Genomic DNA, 18,428 nt, shown 5'->3' on the forward strand with positions numbered 1-18,428 from the left:
TGGTTTTTCTTTTACCACTTAATCGTCTGCGAGTTGGATGCCGAGCAAGCCCGAAAGCGCGAGCGCCTGTTCGGCATTGACTGTCAGGCCTCGCAACTCACGGTAGTCGCCCGAAACAACGGGAGCCTCAAACGTGCAGCGCGATACATCAACACCACACAGCGGTGTCTTGAACACATCAACTCGTGTCAGGTCGCAGCTATCCAGCCGCAGCTGCCCCAGCTTGGCCCCCTGGAGCGCCGCCTCGGTCAGGCGCACATCGCACGCCGTGATGGGGCCAATGCGTCCCTCCGAAAGGTTCGCGTAGCTCAGGTCGCATGATGCAAACGAAACGTTCGACAGGCGCGCCTTGACCAAGTTGAGCCCCGGCGCCGAGCAATCAACAAAGTCGCATCGGTTGAGCCAGCAGCCTTCCATATTGCAGCGGATAAAGCGACAACCGCGAAATACGACGTCACGAAACGTCGAACCACTCCAATCGACGCCATCGAATACGCAGGAGCGGAACACGATGCCGTCAAAGGTCGCACCGTTCGCCACGTCATAGGCGAGCTCTAGCTCCTCAAAAGCGGTATTGGAGACAAGCTCATCCCCCTCGGCAAACAGGTCAATGAGCTCATCCATGCCCATGTGGCAGCCAAGCCGCTCGTTTACCCGGGCAAAACCACCACAAAAGTGCCTGTCCCCTTTGTGGTGGTTTGGGGCTGCGCTACTCACCGAGCATCTTTTGGAGTTTGGCTGCCACGGCATGTCCCAAGCTCTCGTGGCTTTCGGGCATCATATGCAGATAGTCGATATCGCCCGGCTCGGCAAAGTCGGCGGCATTCAAAAAGTCGCAGCCAAGCTGCTCGGCTACGTGCGCGTAGTACTCGGCAAAATGCTCCGAGGCCTCGACGGAATGCTCGTCAAAATCGGTCATATACACATCGGCGATTTGCGGCTTGATCTTGATGGGAGCCATCAGCAGAATGCGCGGACAAGGCGCAGCGTCGGTCCACGAAAACGCGCGGACGGCGCGAATCAGCGCCATGGCGCCACGGGCTATATCGGAAGCCGTCACGTTAAAGACCGTCTTGCAGTCGTTGGTGCCCAGCATGATCACAATGGCGTCCAGCGGCTTATGGGCCTCGAGCAGCATCGGAAGCGCGCGAATGCCGTTGAGGTTAGTGTCCAGGTGGCACATATCGTCGCGCACCGTCGTGCGGCCGTTGAGCCCCTCCTCGATCACATGCCAGCCCTCGCCCAGGTCACGCTGCGCCACGCCGCACCAGCGCACATCCTGCGCATAGCGCACCGCGGTGCCGTCGCGCATACCAGCCGGATCGTAACCATAGGTGTTGCTGTCGCCAAAGCATAGAACGTTTTTCATCGTAAGCTCCCCACTCAATAAAAAGCCGACGGGAGCAGCCCACGTCGGCTCGGCATGTCGCATCACGCGCACAGTTTACAAGTATTTGCGCCAGTCGTCGTCATCCTCATCGTCCTCGGCAGCGGCCCGAGCCTGCTCGGCGGCACGGGCGGCCGCAGCGCGGGCGGCAACCTGGGCATAGGACTCCTCGTTGCGCTCGGGGAAGTTTGCCAACACGTGCTCGAACTTGGCGAAGTCCTCGTCCCAGCGCGTAGAGGGCACAGCAAAGAAGACCTGCTTGACCTTGAAGTCGCCCGATGCGAGCTCCTTGCGGAAGAGCTCAGCCACGGCCTCGGCGTCAAAGCCGTTGTTGTCGCAGCCCCATGCGCCCAGCACGAGCTTCTCGCGACCCAACTCGTCGCAGATGGCGAGTACAAAGCGGATACGGTCGCGCAGGGCATCCAGCAGAGCATCGTCGCTCACGCGATACTCCTGGCGGGCGCGCTTAACGTTGGGCGCGGCGGCAACGATCACGTCGGCATACGCATGCACGTGGTTGCGGTCAAAACGCACCGCAGGCACTACCAGCGCACGGTTGCGGTAGAGCTCGCAGTTGATATTGCGGCGACGGTTCTCACCGTACCACTTGCGCTGCTTGTCGAGCACGTTGTACAGATACGAATCGGCGCAGAGCGTAGCCTCCTGGCCCAGATAGCCCTGGATGTAGCCGCCACCCGGGTTGGTGAACGAGGCAAAGGCGAGCACTGCCATGTCGCAGAACTGCGCATAGCCACGGCCGTTGTCCAGAATGGCCTGCGTGGCGGAGGCATCAAGCACGGTGACCTCGGGCAGAGTCGGAGCGGGCTCCTCGGCAGGCGCGGACTCGGTCTCTGCGGGTTCCTCGGCAGGCGCAGAATCGTCCGTGACCTCGGTCTCGACGGGCGCGACCTCGGTGGCCTCGACCTCGGCAGCGTCAGCCTCCACAACCCCGGCAACCTGCTCCTCGGCAGCCGCAGCCGCCTGGGCCTTGGCCTTCATCGCCACGACAAAACCGGCAGGCATACCGTCGAATTCACGCACGCCGGCAAGCGAGCGCTCGATATCCTTGGCACACGCCTCGGACACAGTTGCCACGTGACGCTCGGCGGCCTTGGCACGGGCCTCGCGCTTGGGGTTGGGCTGCCCTGCGCGGCCGGTCCTGCGGTTACGGTTCCTGTTGTCGACGTCTGCCATAAGTGGTCACCTTTCCTGTCGCTGCCGTTATCGGCTTTTTCCCATCCATGATACCCCGCCGCGTACAAAAAAGACGGCCCCGAAGGACCGCCTTTCGCATTGATTTACGCGCGCGGCAAGCACCGCTGCAACTCGCCGCTAGTCGCGACGACCAAGGATATTCAGGATGCGCAGGAACACGTTGATGATATCCACGAACAGGTTGGACGCCATGAGCACCGCATTGGGAAGCGTGGGCGGCACCGTCGTGGCCACATAGGTGTCGTAGCCAATAAAGCCGGCGAACACCACAATCACGATCAGGTCGGTGATGGTTTGCGAAACGCCCATAAACATCAGCACGATCTCAACCAAAATGATGGCAAGCAGAATACCAAATCCGATGCCATACACACGCTGGAAGAACTTGGGGAAGGTCACGCCCAGCGCGCCAAAGACAAAGGTAATGGCGGCGGTGGCGATAAAGGCGGTGTTGATGGTGGGCAGGTCGTAGTTGGCAAGGCCAAACGACGCGGTCAGGCCAAAGGTGCTCGCAAAGATCACGTAACCCGTGAGCGACAGGCCCACAGACTGCTTGCCCGCGGCAGCCGACATCATGACAATGCCGACGATGGTCAAAATAAACGAGCCAAAGACCAGCGGCAAAGCGGCGCCGCTCATCATCATGCGGGCAAACGCCATGGTGCTCGTAAAGTAGGCGCCGGCACCCATGGCGCAAAAGCCCAAAAAGATCAGGGCGGACATGACAAGGTTGTACGCACGCGGCGACATCTCCTTGGCACGGCTTGCACCGGTCTCGATGGGGCCGTTCTGATAGCCCTGGATATCATTCATGCTTTCGTCCTTTCAGATAGCGCCGCGACAGCAGCGCCTTAAGCGACAAGATTTCTGCCATTGTACCCAAATGCCACACGTTTTACCTGCGGCGCCCACCCTCGAGCGTGCAGTCAAACGCCCAGACCCACCAACGCATCACGTGGGTCTGCAAGCCGTCCGGCCGTTCGCGCGCCTGGTCCTCCAGATACAACTCGGTCGCATGACCGCCAAAACGAACCTTATAGGTTGCCGTACGAATGCCGTGAACCGTCAGGCCAAACCCAGTGGTCGAGACAATCTCGTCAATCGTAAAGCAGCGACCGTCAACCCAGCAGACGGTGACCGGCACGACTTGTCCGCCCGCGAGGATGCGAGCCACGACGTCCACATACTGCTTGTGCACGCGCCGAGTTTTGCCATCTGTCTGTCGATATTCCATGCCCCTATTATCGAACGCATGTTTGCATATTGTAAAGCGAACAGGCTGTGGTTTTGGCGTGTCGGACCGCATGCACACGTCCGCACGACGTGTTAGCAAAAAGAACACCGGAGGTCAACAGGGCTAATATTCAATTTTAGTACCCAAAAATTCACTTCTCCCATCAGAACTCGGTAAAGAAACCCGCAGGAGGTGATACGATTTATCATGTTTTTGTAACGTGTCTGTAAACTTCGAGAAAGCCCATATATGGACGTAACGTTCTCAACCTTCCTCGGCCAGCTTGTGTCGAACCCAGTCCTTGCCGTCACCGTGATTCTCGCGCTCGGCGCCATCTTCGTCAACGGATGGACCGACGCGCCCAACGCCATCGCGACCTGCGTCACTACGCGTTGCATGCCCGCCCGCGCTGCCATTCTCATGAGCGCCGCATTCAACTTCCTCGGCGTGCTCATCATGACGCACTTTAACGCGAGCGTCGCCAACACCATCTCACATATCGTCGACTTTGGCGGAAATAGCACCATGGCGCTCGCCTGCCTGTGCGCGGCGCTGTTCTCCATCGTCGTCTACGGCGCCACAGCGTCGCGTTTTGGCATCCCCACCTCGCAAAGCCACAGCCTTATCGCCGGCCTGACCGGTGCCGCTATCGCCCTCGGCGGCGCGAGCAGCGTCAACGTCCACGAGTGGATGAAGGTCATCTACGGCTTGGCGCTCTCCATCGGCCTGGGCTTTGTCATGGGCTGGGTCCTGTGCAAGCTCGTCTCGATTTTTTTTGCCGCCGCCAACAGGCGACGTGCCAACGTCTTCTTTAAATACGCTCAGATCGCGAGTGCCGCGGCCATGAGCTTCATGCACGGCGCGCAGGATGGACAGAAGTTCATCGGCGTGCTCTTTTTAGGCGTGGCCTTCGCCAACGGCCAGACGAGCGTCGGCGATGCCGGCATCCCCATCTGGATTATGCTGCTGTGCTCGGCCACTATGGGTATCGGCACCAGCGTGGGCGGCGAGCGCATCATCAAGTCCGTCGGCCAGAGCATGGTTAAGCTCGAGAAGTATCAGGGTTTCTCTGCCGACCTCGCGGGCGCCGCGAACCTGCTACTTGCCACCCTTACCGGCATCCCCGTGTCATCCACGCACATCAAAACCTGCGCCATCATGGGCGTCGGCGCCGTCAAGCGCCTCTCAGCCATCAACTTCGGCGTCGTCAAGGACATGATGTTCACCTGGTTCTTCACCTTCCCCGCTTGCGGACTCATCAGCTTTTTCATGGCCAAGCTGTTCATGATGTTCCTCTAGTCAAACCGAGTGTCCATCCGGACCGCAACACTTCGCCTACCCGTCTTCGCCTCGAAAGGACCCACCCATGGCAAAGAAACCCAATTCGTTCTACTTTGACAACTACGTCGCCTGCGCCGACCTCGCCGTCCAGGCCGCCGAGCTGCTTACCCAGATTTTTGAGAACTTCGATCCCGCGAAGATTCACGATATGCTCGAGGAGATGCATGCCATTGAGCATGCGGCAGACAAGAAGCACCACGAGCTTGAAGACGCCCTGCTCACCGCCTTTATCACCCCGCTCGAGCGCGAGGATCTGAATCTGATGAGCTGCTCACTCGACACCGTGCTCGACCGCATCGAGGGCGTCGTGCAGCGCGTCTACTTCACCAACATTCAGAGCATCCATCCCGACGCCATCGTCATCGCCCACAAGGTGACCGACGCTTGCCGCGCCATGAAGGACCTGATGGTCGAGCTGCCCAACTACCGCAAGTCCAAAACGCTGCGCGAACTGGTCATCCAGATCAACACCATCGAGTCCGAGGCTGACGAGCTCTACATCAACGCCATGCGCAACCTGCACGTCAACGGCAAGGACCCGCTCGAGGTCATCGCCTGGCGTGACGTATATGCCTTCCTGGAGTACTGCGCCGACTGCTGTGAGAATGTGGCCGATGTCGTGGATTCGATTGTCATGAAGAACAGTTAATTGGGGGTACATGTCCCACCGGTCGCGGGCCCGGCCACTAATAACCTTTTTCACTCCGGCTGCAAGCAGAGTCGTTCAAGGTTATTAGTGGCCGGGCCCGCTCCCTTATGCACCACCATTGGGAACTTTGGCTGATAGATTTAGCGCGATGGGGGTTTGGCTGAAGGGACCTATGGTACCCGTTCGGACACTTTGGCCCTTGATGAGCGTTTGGCTGATTGCTGCTTTGGGTATTGTTTGGGTTACTTTGGGTTTGTTTGATTTTTAATTGTTGGAGGGCTTGTATGTCTTATTTGGATCTGGCTCGGTCTCGGTATTCTTGTCGCGAGTTTGAGAATCGTTCTGTTGAGCAAGCTGTGGTGGATGCTGTTGTTGAAGCTGGGCGGATTGCTCCTTCTGCTTGTAATAATCATCCTTCTCGTGTAATGGTGCTGGATACGCCCGAGCTGTTGGAGAAGGCTGCTGCTTGTCAGCCTCGGTTTGCTCGTGATGGGTCTATCTTTGGGGCTCCGCTTGTCTTCCTCATTTGCAGCGTTACCGATGATGCTTGGGTGCGCCCGTATGATCAGATGAATTCCAGTGAAATCGATACGTCCATCGTGTGTGATCAGATGATGATGGAGGCCACCGAGCAGGGCCTGGGAACGTGCTGGGTGTGCCATTTTAAGCCTGAGGTGGCCCGTGAGCAGTTCGACCTGCCCGAGGGTGTCTATCCCTATCACATGCTCGTCTGTGGCTATCCTGCCGACCATATCACCGACCCCGAGCATCGAGAGGCCCGCACCATTCCCCTCTCCGACTTCCTCCTCAAGTAGATTTTTGGGACATGCCGCAAACCTACCCTTGACCGCTCACCCGTTCACCGAGTTCTGCGCCACTATGTGCAGGGCTCGGTTTTTTATGTTGCGCACCCCTGCACACCCTGCACAGTCATAAAAAAGGACCCGCAAGCTGCGGGTCCTTTCTAGGCACTAAATTGTAGACCGAATGTTAGTCCAGGTCGTCGGCAGCGAAGTTGTCGATCGGGGCGAAGGGATCGGCCACGGGGACAACCGGATCGGCGACGGGCAGCGGCTCGGCGGGAACAGTCACCGCAGGAGAAGCGGCAGAACCAACCGGCGTGGAGGCCATGAGGTCGGCCGGGAAGGAGTTCTGGGCGTCGTCCATAAAGTGCTGGATGAGCTTGAGGTACTCGGCCTTGAACTCCTCGCGGGAAGCCTTCAGACGGTCGATTTCCTCGAGCTCGGCCTGCTTCTCGGTCAGAGCCTGGCGGATAACCTCGCGGGCCTTGGCGTCAGCCTCGTTGCGGATACGCTCAGCGTTCTCATTGGCATCGTTGACGATGGTCTCAGCGGTCTGCTGAGCAGCGATCAGGGCAGCGGAAATCTGGCGCTCCTGAGCGGAGAAGTCAGGGGCGGGAGCGGCCACGGGGGCGGCAGGGGCGGCCTGGGCGGCGGTATCCTGAGCCTGGGCAAGCTGAGCCTGTGCATCGGCAAGCTGCTGCTCAGTAGCAGTCAGACGGCCCTTAAGGTCGACGATCTTAGCGAGCATAGCGTCAACCTCGGAAGACAGCGTCTCCAAGAAGACGTCGACCTCGGCAGGATCGTAGCCACGCTTGGCCTCAGAGAAAGTCTGAGCCTGGATGTCTGCAGGGGTAATAGCCATAACAAGTCTCCTTTTTCATCGCCTCGGCGCTACACGCCCGACGTAAGTTACTAAGTCAGTTCTATACGAGTATACCTATAAGAAGCTGCAGAACCAGTCTCTGCACCAACTGCAACGCAATAATCGCAACGACCGGCGAAAAATCAACGCCGCCCATCGGCGGGATAAACCGACGAAAGAGGTTGAGCCACGGGCCGCAGACGCTATCGAGCACTGCAGCGATATCCTGCAGCAGGCCGCCCTGCTTCATGGGAATCCACGTCATAAAGCAATAGACCACGATGAGCGTGGAGTAGAAGTTGAACAGCGTGTTGACCAGCTGGACAATGGTGTAGATGTTGATGAGAATCTCCTCGTCTTGGGTTTACTTAAGGTAGCCGTCGGCACGAAGCTTCTTGAGGTCCGAATCCTTGACCTCGCAGCCGGCGGGCAGCACCATGAACACGCGGTCGCCCACCTCCTTGACCGTAGCGCCCAGGCCACAGGCAAAGCCATAGCTAAAGTCCAGGACACGCTTGGCGACCTCGGTGCGAACGCCGACAAAAATCAGCGCGACGGGCTGTTTGGTACGCACACGACGGACAACGGTCTCAACGTCATCATAGCTCTCGGGACGCAGGACATAGGCAGGCAGCTGCGGCGTGGCGTTGATGATGTTGCTCGCATAGGCCGAGGCGTCGCTCGGCGCAGGGGCGGGCGCAGGCGCCGCGGCGCGAGCACGGGCGCTCTCGGCATAACTCGACGGCGTGTCGTAGGCGCCGGGACGATAGCCACCGGTGACCGTATCCTGAGAACGCGACGGCGGATTGTACGTCGTTGCATGACGCGAGTCATCGCCGACCAGCTGACCGGAGCGCGTATACACGGCAACCGACTCAGCTTCACCGCGGCGCGTCTGGCCCAGCAGGCCGTTGCTCGGCTCGTCCTGGGTATAGAAGCCCTCGCCCGAAGCACCACTGTAGCCGCCGCCCTGATAGCCGTCGTCGTAGCCGTCATCGTAGCCGTAGTCGTCATCCTGGCTATAGCCCTGGTCGTAACCCTGCTGGCCGCCCAGGTGCATCTTATTTTTAATCTCGTCAAGGAAGCCCATGGTTGTGTCCTCTCACGGTTTAGTGCAGGCGCTCTGTAAACCAGTGCGCACTTCAGAGCCCTATTTTACTGCAAACTCCGGGCTAAATACTACCCTGCCCAGGCGAACGAGCGTAGAGCCCTCCTCAAGGGCAGGCTCAAAGTCCTCGCTCATGCCGCAGGAAAGCTCAGGCAGGTTCAAATCGGGATGCGCTGCCTCCAGCTCATCCCTCAGCTCACGAAGCCCCGCAAAGGTGCGGCGTGCCACATCCTTATTCCCCCGGGGCGCCATAGTCATAAGCCCCTGCACGCAAATTCCCTCAAGCTCTGCAAGCTCACCCGCGGCGGCGCGAATCTCATCGGGCGAAAAACCGCCCTTGGACTCCTCGCCGCTCACGTTGACCTCAATCAGCACCTGCTGGGGAGCAACCAGCTCGCCCGCTTCGATCTTACGAGTCGCACGGCTCGAGATAGCCTGCGCCAGATGAAGCGACCCCACCGAATGGATTAGCTCGGCTGAGCCCAGCACCGCATTGATCTTATTGGTCTGCAGGTTGCCGATCATATCGAAACGCACCTCGGGCAGCTCCGGATGCTCCGCCAGACCCGTAAGCTTGCGGACGAGCTCTTGCGGGCGGTTCTCGGCAAAATGGCGATACCCCGCCCGAATGGCAGCGATGGTCTCGTCAACGCCGACGGTCTTGGACACGGCAATCAAACGCGCGGCATCGTGGGGCCTCCCAGCGCGATCGAGCGCGGCATAAAAGCGCTCGAGTATCTGCTCGCGGCGAGCGCGCATCAAGTCTAAATAGTTATCCATGGCAAATCGCCTCCGCAGACAGCACAACAAGTAGTCCCATGCTAACGCAAGAGCGCGGCCCCGCATCCGCAAGGCCGCGCTCCCTCAGGTATTTACAATCTCTCAACGAGCGGAGCTACCCTACTCCTCGTCGTCCTCGCCATCGTCTTCATCCTCAAGATGATCCAGCAGGTAGCGCAGGCCCTCGCTAACCTCGTTAGCAGGCACCTTGGCAACATAGCGAGCATCGACGGCGGGCCTCATGATAACACCCTCGCCCGAAGGAACGCGCATGCTCTCGAGCTCATCCTCATCAGTGCGGGCGATATCGCCGGCGTTCATACGCTGACCAGTCAACAGGAAGGTCAGACGGCAAGCGGCATCGATGGAAATCGAAGCGATGCGATCGAGGTAGCGTGAAACCATGATGGCGCGACGCAGGTCGTCATAGTTGCTGTCGTCGTCCATAAAGTCGCCCGTGTCCATACGGTTAAAGGTGCGGAAGAACTTCTCGTAGGCAGCGTGCACTGGCTCGTCCTCGACGGCCAGGTTGCAGATGATGGACATGTCATTGGTGACAAGCGCAGAAAGCGAAGAGCCCAGCACCTGGTAGACGGCCTCAGCCTCGGCCTCGACCGTGCCGACAAGCTCCTTGGGCAGCGAGATGTCGGCCTTGATCATATGACGCGTGGCGCGGCAAATCTGACGGACCTTATCGGTCATGCGCTGCAGGTTAAAGTCAACATAGATGATCGTCTGAAGCAGGCGGAAGTCGGAGGCGACCGGTGACTGCGTGGCAATCAGGTTGTAGCAGACGGCCTCCAGGTTGGCGCAGCGTGCGTCAATCGAAAGCGTGCGCTTCTTGGTCTTGGTGGCGAGCTTGCGGTCGTCGGTCACATAGGCCTTTACGGCATCGTGGAGGGCCAGATCGACGGCCTCATAGATGCTCAGCATCTCGTGACGGGCCTCGATGAGCTGACGGGAAAACAGTTTGCGCATGGTTCACTCCAATCAGTTGGGTGCGGTCATGCCGCCCGCACAGTGAATACGCACCGGACCAGGTCCGATCGGCTTGGGACTAGTCGCACCGATCAGCCAAAGCGGCCGGTGATATAGTCTTCCGTACGCGAGTCCACCGGGCTGGTGAAGATCGCGTCGGTTTGACCATACTCGATGAGCGTGGCGGGCTCGCCGGCAACTTCCTGCAAGAAGAATGCGGTGTAGTCGCTGATACGAGCTGCCTGCTGCATAGAATGCGTGACGATGATAATCGTCATCTCGGGCGCCAGCTCGGCCATCAGATCCTCGACCTTAGAGACGGACGTGGGGTCGATGGCGGAGCAGGGCTCGTCCATCAGAAGGACATCGGGTTGCACCGCAAGCACGCGGGCGATGCACAGACGCTGCTGCTGACCGCCCGAGAGCGCCAAACCATCCTTGTTGAGCTGATTGGATACCTCTTTCCAGAGGTTGGCGCGCTTGAGCGATTCTTCCACGATGTCATCGAGGTCGCTTTTGCTAGTCACGCCCTGCAGACGAGGGCCAAAGGCGACATTCTCGTAGATGGATTTGGGAAACGGGTTGGGCTGCTGAAAGATCATGCCCACGCGACGACGGAGGTCGACCGGGTCGACACCCTCGGCATAGATATCATTGCCGTCGAGCGTCATGGTACCCTCGACGCGGGTACCCTCGATAAGGTCATTCATACGGTTGATGCAACGCAAAAACGTTGACTTGCCGCAGCCTGAAGGGCCAATGAAGGCGGTGATGGCGTTTTTTGCGATGTTGAGGTCGAGCCCCGTCAGCGCATGAAAGTCACCGTACCAAAAGTTGAAATCCTTGGCCGTGATGGCTGCTTGCTCCGGCGTGGGAGCGGACTGATAGACGGACATGGGACTCCTTAATTAGCGGCGTTTGCGCGACAGGTAGCGCGCAAACAGGTTGAAGGCCAGAATAATCGCCATCAGCAAAAGCGCGGTGCCGTAGGCCGCGTTCATGTTGATGCCGTCGTTGGCAAGCAGGTACAGGTGAACCGTCATGGGGCGGCCGGAATCGAGCGGCGAAATAGGTAGATTGATGGCCTGGCCCATGGTGTAGAGCACCACGGCGGTCTCGCCGATGGCGCGGCCGATGGCAAGGACGATGCCGGTGGCAATGCGACCAAAGGCCGAAGGAAGTACGATCTTGGAGACGACCTGCCACTTGGTGGCGCCCAAGCCGTACGCGCCCCAACGGATATAGCGCGGAACGGCGCGAATGGCCTCTTCGGTGGTGCGCATGACGATAGGCAGCATCAGAAGCGCCAGCGCCAGAGCGGCAGAGACCATCGAAAGGCCCAGGCCCATGGCCTCGACAAACAAGGCGTAGCCAAACAGGCCCATAACGATGGAGGGCACCGACGCCAAAGCGTCAGCAGCGTAGCGTATGAGCTCGACGACCTTGCCCTGCTTGGCGTACTCGGCCAGATAGACGGCTGCCAGCACAGCGATCGGCGTGCAGATAAGCATGGCGAGCGCCGTCACGTAGACGGTCGAGACGATCGTGGGCCAAATGCCGCCCTCGGCGTTGACGCCCTGGGGCCAACCGAAGATAAAGTCGAACGAGATATGCGGCAGACCGTTAATGACCACGTAGGCGATGATAGCGACCAGCACCAGCGTGGTGATGTATGCTGCGGCACGGAACACGCCAAGCATGATCTTATTGGACAGGTCTTTGTTGATGCGGCCCTTCTTGCCGTGGGAAAGGGCACGCTTGATGCGCTCGCGCGACGAGGTCGCATCGACCGTCGTGTCAACGGAATCGGACATAGCCTACCCCCTCTTCTTCTTGGAAATCAGACGGACGATGCCCACCAGCGCGGCGGAGATGATAAACAGGACCACACCCATGCCGAACAGCGCCGAGCGGTGCAGACCCGAGGAATAGCTCATGTCGAGCGCGATCTGGCTCGTGAGCGTCGAGATGGGGCTCGCAATGCTGTCGGGAATAACCGGAGCGTTACCCACGACCATGAGCACGGCCATGGTCTCACCGATGGCACGGCCCATACCCAGCACGATGGCATCCACGATACCCAGCTTGGCGGCAGGTAGCACGACCTTATAGATGGTCTGCCACTTGGTGGCGCCCATGGCATACGATGCCTCGCGAATGCCCATGGGAATGGAATTGAGAGCATCGATGGTGAGCGTGGTGATGGTAGGGACGATCATGATAGCAAGCACGAACCACGCCGTCAGCGCACCAAAACCAAGACCGCCGGTCAGTTGCGCGATAAACGGACGGATGATAATCATGCCAAAGAAACCGTAGATGATGGAGGGAATGCCCGCCAGCAGGTCGACGGCGGGGCTGATGAGTTTGCGCACGCGCTTGCTGGCGATCTCGACCAGATACACGGCCGTACCCACACCTAGCGGCACACCCATGGCGAGCGCACCGACAGTCACGAGACCCGAGCCGGCCAGCAGCGACATAATGCCGTAGTGGCCCTCGGAGGGCGCCCACGTAAAGCTGAAGAAGTTCGCCAGGCCAATGTCGGTAAAGACGGGCAGCGCCGAGTACGTGGTAAAGACAAAAATCAGGATGACGGTAACGACCGCCAAGAACGCGCAGGCAAAGAAGATCCACTGCAGCGCCTTCTCCTTGATATAGGTACTGCGCGATACGAGCGCCAGCTCGCGCTTCTTGGGCGCCTGAACATTCTGCTCAGTCTGGGAGTTTTCCTGTGCTTCCATGCTACTCACTCCCCTTCTCGTCGTTGGTGACGGGGATAAAGCCCGCCTCGCGAATCTGCTTGTCCATCTTTTCGGACGTCACGTAGTCGATGTAATCCTGCGCCTGCTGCGAAGGCGCACCCTTCACAAAGAAGTACAGGTCACGCGAGATGGGATAGCCGCCGCTCGCGACCGTCTTCTCGGACGCCTCAACATGATTGACCGAGGCGGCCTTGACCGAGGTCTTGGCGTTGAGGCTATCGACGAAGCCCAGCGAAATGTAGCCAATGGCACCGCGCGAACGAGATACCACGTCGCGCACCTGACCCGTGCCCGAAAGAACGGCCGAGCGACGATCGAACGGGGTGCCGTCCATCACGATGGTGCGAAATGCCTCACGCGTGCCGGACGCCTCATCTCGGTTGATGACCTGGATCTTCAGGTCCTCTCCGCCGACTTCCTTCCAGTTGGTGATCTTGCCGGCGTAAATATCGCGGAGCTGCCCGGTCGAGAGGTTATCGACCGGGTTATCGTCGTTCACGATGACCGCGATGCCGTCGTGCGCGATCACAATCGGGGTCAGGCCCAGATCCTGCTCGTCGGCATTGAGGCCGCGAGATGAGCTGGCGATATCGGCCGTGCCGTTGCTGACGGCCTCGATGCCCGCAGAGGAGCCCAGACCGGAGACAAGTACGTCGATGCCGGTCTCTTCCTTAAAGCCCTCGGCCGCAATCTCGGCAATGGGTAGGCAGGTGGTCGAGCCGGCGACGGTAATGGAAGAAGTAGAAGATCCCGAAGAACAGGCGCACAGCGTAAGCGTAAGCACAGCGGCGCTCAGGACCGATACGATCTTTCTCATAGCATCACGCCGATCGCAGCATGGCGCCCACAGGTGCCGTTCTCGTTACGGTAGGAATAAAAGCGGTCGTTCTGACGCACAGTCGAAAGCTGGGTATCCACGATATTATCCGCGTCGACACCGACATCTACCAGTGCCTCGCAAATGGCAGCGGAAAGATCGAGCATGCGAGAGATGCTCGCATCGATGCACGAGAACTCGGCGGCAAAGCGATCCATGAGTTCCTGGGACACCTCATATTCGTCACCCAAGATATGGGGACCGATATAGGCGGAAACGTCGCTCGCATCGCAGCCGGCAGCATCGCAAAGCGCCTGGCACGCCTTGGCGGAAATACGTGCAATCGTGCCCTTCCAACCGGAGTGCACCACGGCAAATCCGCCGGGGGCCACCAGCACCACGGGAACGCAGTCGGCGAAGCAGAGCAGCACGGGCACGTTATGCGCCGTACAGACGATGGCATCGCAGCCCTCGGCAATCTGCTCGCGAACGTCCTCAAGGTCATCGGCGCCGTTCGAGGTCACCGCAACGATATGGTCACCATGGATCTGATTGGGAACGAGCAGGTTGTGCTCGCACTCGGCGGCGCCCATAGCCTCGAGCGCGCGACGACGATTTTCTTGAACAGCAAAGGGATCATCGCCAACATGCGAGCCCAAGTTGAGTGAGGAGTACGCATCTTCGGAAACACCACCGACGCGCTCGGTGAAGGCAAAGCGAACATAGGATGTCGCGCCCTCCACCAACGTAACTCCATCATGGTCGACACGCGAAACTTTGTCCGCACGTGCTGCCATACCAAAGCCTCCTAATAACACAAGTACGCGGCATCGCCGCTACAGCCCGCGTTTATACGGCTGTCATACTTCCTTAAAAGGATACCTGCTGCACTGGAGGCAATCGTAAAGGGAACGTAAAGAGATTAGAGGTTCTAGTTTACAAAGTCGAAATAAAAAGGGCGCATCCATACGGACACGCCCCTGTGCACAACAATGCAAAGAACGACTTAGAAGCTACCGCGCTTCAGGAAGTCGGGAAGCTCGAACTGATCGTTGCCGAAGTTAGGAAGCTCGGTGCCACCGACGTTGCGGGTCGGAGCGGCCTGAGCCGGGCTGGCGGCAGGAGCGGTGCGCTGCGGCTCAGCGGAGGCAGCGACCTTGCTCTGAGACTGCTGAGCAGCAAAGAGCTCGTCCTGACGGTTGACGTTGGAGTCGGAGAAGCCCGTAGCGATGACGGTGATACGCACCTGATCGCCCAGGGACTCGTCGACAACGGTACCGAAGATGATGTTGGCCTCGGGGTCGACGGCGTTGGCGACAACGTCGGCGGCGTCGCTGATCTCCTGGATGCCCAGGTCCTTGGAACCGGCGATGGAGAGCAGCACGCGCGTGGCGCCATCGATGGAGCTCTCGAGCAGCGGGCTGGAGATGGCCTGCTGGGCAGCGTCGACGGCACGGGTATCCCCAGAAGAGGTACCAATACCCATCATGGCGGTACCGGCCTGCTTCATGATGGTCTTAACATCGGCGAAGTCCAGGTTGATGATACCGGGGACGGTGATGAGGTCGGTGATGCCCTGGGTGCCCTGGGAAAGGACGCCATCGGCAATCGCGAAGGCCTCGAGCATGGTGGTCTTCTTCTCGGCGATGTCGAGCAGCTTATCGTTAGGAATGACGATCATGGTGTCGACGCAATCGGAGAGGGTCTTGATGCCCTCCTCGGCGCTCTTCTTGCGCTTGCGGCCCTCGAAGGTGAAGGGCTTGGTCACGACGGCGACGGTCAGTGCGCCGACCTCGTTCATCGCGATATCGGCAACGATGGGAGCAGCACCGGTACCGGTGCCACCGCCCTCGCCGCAGGTGATGAACACCATGTCGGCGCCAGCGAGCGCCTCGGCAATGTCGTCGCGGGACTCATCGGCAGCCTTGCGGCCAACCTCGGGGTTGGCGCCGGCGCCCAGGCCGCGGGTAAGGTCGGTGCCGATGTGCACCTTGATATCGGCATCAGAGATCGCGAGTGCCTGAGCATCGGTGTTGATGGCAACAAACTCGACGCCGCGGATGCCCTCTTCGATCATTCGATTGACCGCGTTGGTACCGCCGCCGCCGACGCCGACCACCTTAATGACGGCAAGGTAGTTGTTGATCTCTGTCTCGTGCATGTCGGTCCTCCGAACAAAGGTTATAGCCATAGCATGGGTCGACCCCTGCGCACATTAACCTTCAGGTTGAAAGTAAATGCAAAGGTAAACCGTATTATGTTTGCACATTATGAACGTATCAGTCAAATAATTGACCGTGAAAACCAAACAAACCAGATAAACGGCGTGGCATGGCCCCTCAACAAAGCATCAACCAGCGCTACGAGGTCGGAGCGTTCCTAAATGTGTAGTTGCCCGGAGAGCGCACGTTGATATACGTTACGCCCTCTACCTGCGAAAGCAACTTAGTGACTACGCGTTCTTTCTTGGCGATATCGTCCGAATCGCCCAGCGACACCTCAATGCCGTTATTGAGGTTTGCCGAGATGGCTTCGACCGAAGGCGTGGAAATATCCTTGACTTGTCCCAAGAACTCGCTCGAAAAACCACGCACATAATCCAAGCCAGCCTTAACGGCCTTGGAGCTCACCGCCTGGCCGGAAACCGGAGCGACATCCGCCGAGACATCAGTCAGCAACACCGCGCCATAGTGCTTAGCGAGCGCCAGTGCGGCATCAATGCCGGTCAGGGTATTTGAGCCCTGCCCTGTCGTGATGACGTTGCCCTGGTCGTCCACTTCGACCGACGTCGACAGCGGGGCGATCCAGGTGTCATCATCACCGATGGCCCAGGCAAGGTCATCGGAGCTGATATAGGCAATTGCAATGACCTTGCGCTCCATCGGCGTAATGATGAGCGTATGCGGGAACTGACGCTGGACATCCACGCCCGAGACCCACGGGTTCTGCTTGAGGTCCTCGGTAATCTGGTCGGGATCGACGTTAAAAAGCGACGTTCCCTCGGGCAAATCGATCAGCTGGACAGCATCGTGCTTCGTCACATGCTCGCTGCCTTGAATCTGAATATCAGTGGCGGTAAACAATCCAGAGTTGATCACCACGATGGCAACGACGACGAGCACGGCCAAGACGGCCAGAACGCCGCCCAGGATTTTGCCTTTGCCTGCAACGACAGAAGCGGCGTCTGATGTTTTATTTGCCATCGCCCCAAGTGAAGACAACGGGTTGACGCCTTTTTTACCCGAAGGCTTCTCGGCGGTAGCCGACACCGATATCAGCGAGCGCGGTTTCGATGTGCCTAGCATGCGACCCGGACGCGCCGCTTTAGTTCCCGTCGAGGGCTTAGGAGCTGCCATGGGACGGGCAGGCTTGGCGCCCATAACAGGCTTTGACGTCACCGAGGGACGCGAGGACTTTTTTGCGGCCGGACGATTACCGAGCTGCGAGCCGACGACCGGACGACTGGCCTGTCGAGCATGCCCGACAGACTTAGAGTGCGCGACGGTATTGCGTTGAGGTTTGGCAGGCGCGCCGGAACGCCCTCCGGCGCGGCGGAAGGTGGGTTTCGATGCTCTAGAAGCCGAGGAATTTAACTTCCGGTCTGAGCTCGATGCCATACGCCTCCCTCACCTTTCCGTGCACATGTCTGATAACCGCGGCAACGTCATCGGCCGAGGCAGTTCCGTTATTAACGATAAAATTAGCGTGAACGGGCGATACTTCCGCGCCGCCAATCGAAAAACCCTTTAATCCACAATCCTCGATAAGCTTGCCCACACTCGCATCGGGCGGGTTGCGAAAGACCGACCCGCAGGATGCGCGACCCATGGGCTGTGTACGCTTGCGCCTCGTCAGGTACCGCTCCATGCGCTCGCGAATGTCGGCCTTGGGCGCCGGTTTAAGCTTGAGCACGCACTCGAGGATAATCTCATTGCGGGGAAGGCTACATTCGCGGTAGCCCCAAGTGATCTCGGACCCCGCATAATGCTTGATACCGGATGCCGGGTCAAACGTTACGACATCCTCGACCAGCGAGCCAATCCACTCGGTCCGTGTGCCGGCATTCATAGATATCGCACCGCCGACCGAACCAGGGATGCCAACGGCAAACTCAAGGCCCGAGAGGCTACGCGACAGGGCATCGTTGACCAGGCGCGCAAACATCACGCCCGCACCGACCGTCAGCGTACAGCCGTCATCGGCAACAACCGTGCGCTGAAACTCACGTCCGAGCGAAATGACGGCACCGCGATAACCACCATCGGCAACCAGCAGATTGGAGCCCTTGCCGATGATGACCCACGGCACCTGCTCGCGATCGAGCACCGCCACGGCGCGGCGGAGGGCATGATAGCTATGGCACGTCACGAAGAGGTCGGCCTTGCCGCCGATACGATAGCTCGTATGACGCGCAAGGCGCTCGTCCTCGATCACATCCGTGTCGATCATGCCCGAGAGCGCCATGACGGCGTTAAACAGACCCATTTGA

21 protein-coding genes are annotated in these 18,428 nt (G+C 59.2%); 3 read left to right on the top strand and 18 right to left on the bottom strand.

All coding sequences use genetic code 11. From position 1 onward, the window contains the following. Window positions 1-18: 18 nt before the first annotated feature. From DW029_RS07935 to DW029_RS07955, 5 genes are all read right to left on the bottom strand, one after another. Entirely contained in the window at window positions 19-624 is a 606-nt protein-coding gene (locus DW029_RS07935) for a pentapeptide repeat-containing protein (RefSeq protein ID WP_233505133.1), read from the bottom strand. An 85-nt stretch (window positions 625-709) separates the two neighbouring features. Continuing rightward, window positions 710-1,369, bottom strand: a complete 660-nt coding sequence (locus DW029_RS07940) for an SGNH/GDSL hydrolase family protein (protein WP_158572640.1) — start codon at window positions 1,367-1,369, stop codon at window positions 710-712. 75 nt (window positions 1,370-1,444) lie between these two features. After that, complete coding sequence (locus tag DW029_RS07945; RefSeq protein WP_118345720.1) at window positions 1,445-2,581, bottom strand: TIGR02452 family protein; 1,137 nt, start codon at window positions 2,579-2,581, stop codon at window positions 1,445-1,447. Window positions 2,582-2,719: 138 nt separating this feature from the next. Beyond that, window positions 2,720-3,415: a Bax inhibitor-1 family protein gene (locus tag DW029_RS07950; RefSeq protein WP_118345721.1), complete on the bottom strand. Its 696-nt coding sequence runs from the start codon at window positions 3,413-3,415 to the stop codon at window positions 2,720-2,722. An 82-nt stretch (window positions 3,416-3,497) separates the two neighbouring features. Next, window positions 3,498-3,836, bottom strand: a complete 339-nt coding sequence (locus DW029_RS07955; protein ID WP_147351590.1) for a hypothetical protein — start codon at window positions 3,834-3,836, stop codon at window positions 3,498-3,500. A 249-nt stretch (window positions 3,837-4,085) separates the two neighbouring features. Between DW029_RS07955 and DW029_RS07960 the strand changes: the two genes are divergently transcribed. The 3 genes from DW029_RS07960 to DW029_RS07970 all read left to right on the top strand — a co-directional run bounded on the left by DW029_RS07960 (window position 4,086) and on the right by DW029_RS07970 (window position 6,641). Further along, window positions 4,086-5,135 (top strand): inorganic phosphate transporter, encoded by a 1,050-nt coding sequence (locus tag DW029_RS07960; RefSeq protein ID WP_118345722.1) that lies wholly within the window; start codon window positions 4,086-4,088, stop codon window positions 5,133-5,135. Window positions 5,136-5,202: 67 nt separating this feature from the next. After that, window positions 5,203-5,826, top strand: a complete 624-nt coding sequence (locus DW029_RS07965; RefSeq protein ID WP_117734961.1) for a DUF47 domain-containing protein — start codon at window positions 5,203-5,205, stop codon at window positions 5,824-5,826. Window positions 5,827-6,110: 284 nt separating this feature from the next. Beyond that, entirely contained in the window at window positions 6,111-6,641 is a 531-nt protein-coding gene (locus tag DW029_RS07970; RefSeq protein ID WP_118345723.1) for a nitroreductase family protein, read from the top strand. Between the two features lie 175 nt (window positions 6,642-6,816). Here the strand turns inward: DW029_RS07970 and DW029_RS07975 are convergent, their stop codons facing one another. The 13 genes from DW029_RS07975 to murB form a co-directional block, all read right to left on the bottom strand. Then, window positions 6,817-7,491: a DivIVA domain-containing protein gene (locus DW029_RS07975; RefSeq protein WP_117734960.1), complete on the bottom strand. Its 675-nt coding sequence runs from the start codon at window positions 7,489-7,491 to the stop codon at window positions 6,817-6,819. A 61-nt stretch (window positions 7,492-7,552) separates the two neighbouring features. Continuing rightward, window positions 7,553-7,840, bottom strand: coding sequence for a YggT family protein (locus DW029_RS07980; protein ID WP_369832059.1), 288 nt, complete (start codon window positions 7,838-7,840; stop codon window positions 7,553-7,555). Window positions 7,841-7,855: 15 nt separating this feature from the next. Continuing rightward, on the bottom strand, window positions 7,856-8,581 hold the full coding sequence (locus DW029_RS07985) for a cell division protein SepF (RefSeq protein ID WP_117734958.1): 726 nt from the start codon (window positions 8,579-8,581) through the stop codon (window positions 7,856-7,858). 60 nt (window positions 8,582-8,641) lie between these two features. Beyond that, window positions 8,642-9,379 carry a YggS family pyridoxal phosphate-dependent enzyme gene (locus tag DW029_RS07990; RefSeq protein ID WP_117734957.1) on the bottom strand — a complete coding sequence of 246 codons (738 nt, stop codon included), beginning with the start codon at window positions 9,377-9,379 and terminating at the stop codon, window positions 8,642-8,644. Between the two features lie 120 nt (window positions 9,380-9,499). Beyond that, a complete protein-coding gene (locus DW029_RS07995; RefSeq protein ID WP_117734956.1) occupies window positions 9,500-10,357 on the bottom strand; it encodes a PhoU domain-containing protein in 858 nt (285 codons plus the stop codon). 92 nt (window positions 10,358-10,449) lie between these two features. Next, window positions 10,450-11,253 carry a phosphate ABC transporter ATP-binding protein PstB gene (pstB, locus tag DW029_RS11505; protein WP_117647229.1) on the bottom strand — a complete coding sequence of 268 codons (804 nt, stop codon included), beginning with the start codon at window positions 11,251-11,253 and terminating at the stop codon, window positions 10,450-10,452. Window positions 11,254-11,265: 12 nt separating this feature from the next. Next, entirely contained in the window at window positions 11,266-12,171 is a 906-nt protein-coding gene (gene pstA, locus DW029_RS11510) for a phosphate ABC transporter permease PstA (protein WP_117734955.1), read from the bottom strand. Window positions 12,172-12,174: 3 nt separating this feature from the next. Further along, window positions 12,175-13,101, bottom strand: a complete 927-nt coding sequence (gene pstC / locus DW029_RS08005) for a phosphate ABC transporter permease subunit PstC (protein ID WP_117734954.1) — start codon at window positions 13,099-13,101, stop codon at window positions 12,175-12,177. Window position 13,102: 1 nt separating this feature from the next. Beyond that, complete coding sequence (locus DW029_RS08010) at window positions 13,103-13,939, bottom strand: phosphate ABC transporter substrate-binding protein (protein WP_117734953.1); 837 nt, start codon at window positions 13,937-13,939, stop codon at window positions 13,103-13,105. Beyond that, window positions 13,936-14,736: a polyphenol oxidase family protein gene (locus tag DW029_RS08015; RefSeq protein ID WP_117734952.1), complete on the bottom strand. Its 801-nt coding sequence runs from the start codon at window positions 14,734-14,736 to the stop codon at window positions 13,936-13,938. Before DW029_RS08015 ends, DW029_RS08010 begins: the two co-directional genes overlap by 4 nt. Window positions 14,737-14,945: 209 nt before the next feature. Then, on the bottom strand, window positions 14,946-16,100 hold the full coding sequence (gene ftsZ / locus DW029_RS08020; RefSeq protein ID WP_117734951.1) for a cell division protein FtsZ: 1,155 nt from the start codon (window positions 16,098-16,100) through the stop codon (window positions 14,946-14,948). A 199-nt stretch (window positions 16,101-16,299) separates the two neighbouring features. Next, entirely contained in the window at window positions 16,300-17,556 is a 1,257-nt protein-coding gene (locus DW029_RS08025; protein ID WP_233502158.1) for a cell division protein FtsQ/DivIB, read from the bottom strand. Next, the gene (gene murB, locus DW029_RS08030) at window positions 17,513-18,424 is read right to left on the bottom strand and encodes a UDP-N-acetylmuramate dehydrogenase (RefSeq protein ID WP_006234257.1); all 912 of its coding nucleotides are present in this window, start codon (window positions 18,422-18,424) and stop codon (window positions 17,513-17,515) included. The genes DW029_RS08025 and murB overlap by 44 nt, the downstream gene beginning before the upstream one ends. Window positions 18,425-18,428 lie beyond the last annotated feature (4 nt).

This window comes from Collinsella sp. AF38-3AC (assembly GCF_003474365.1).
GTDB lineage: Bacteria > Actinomycetota > Coriobacteriia > Coriobacteriales > Coriobacteriaceae > Collinsella.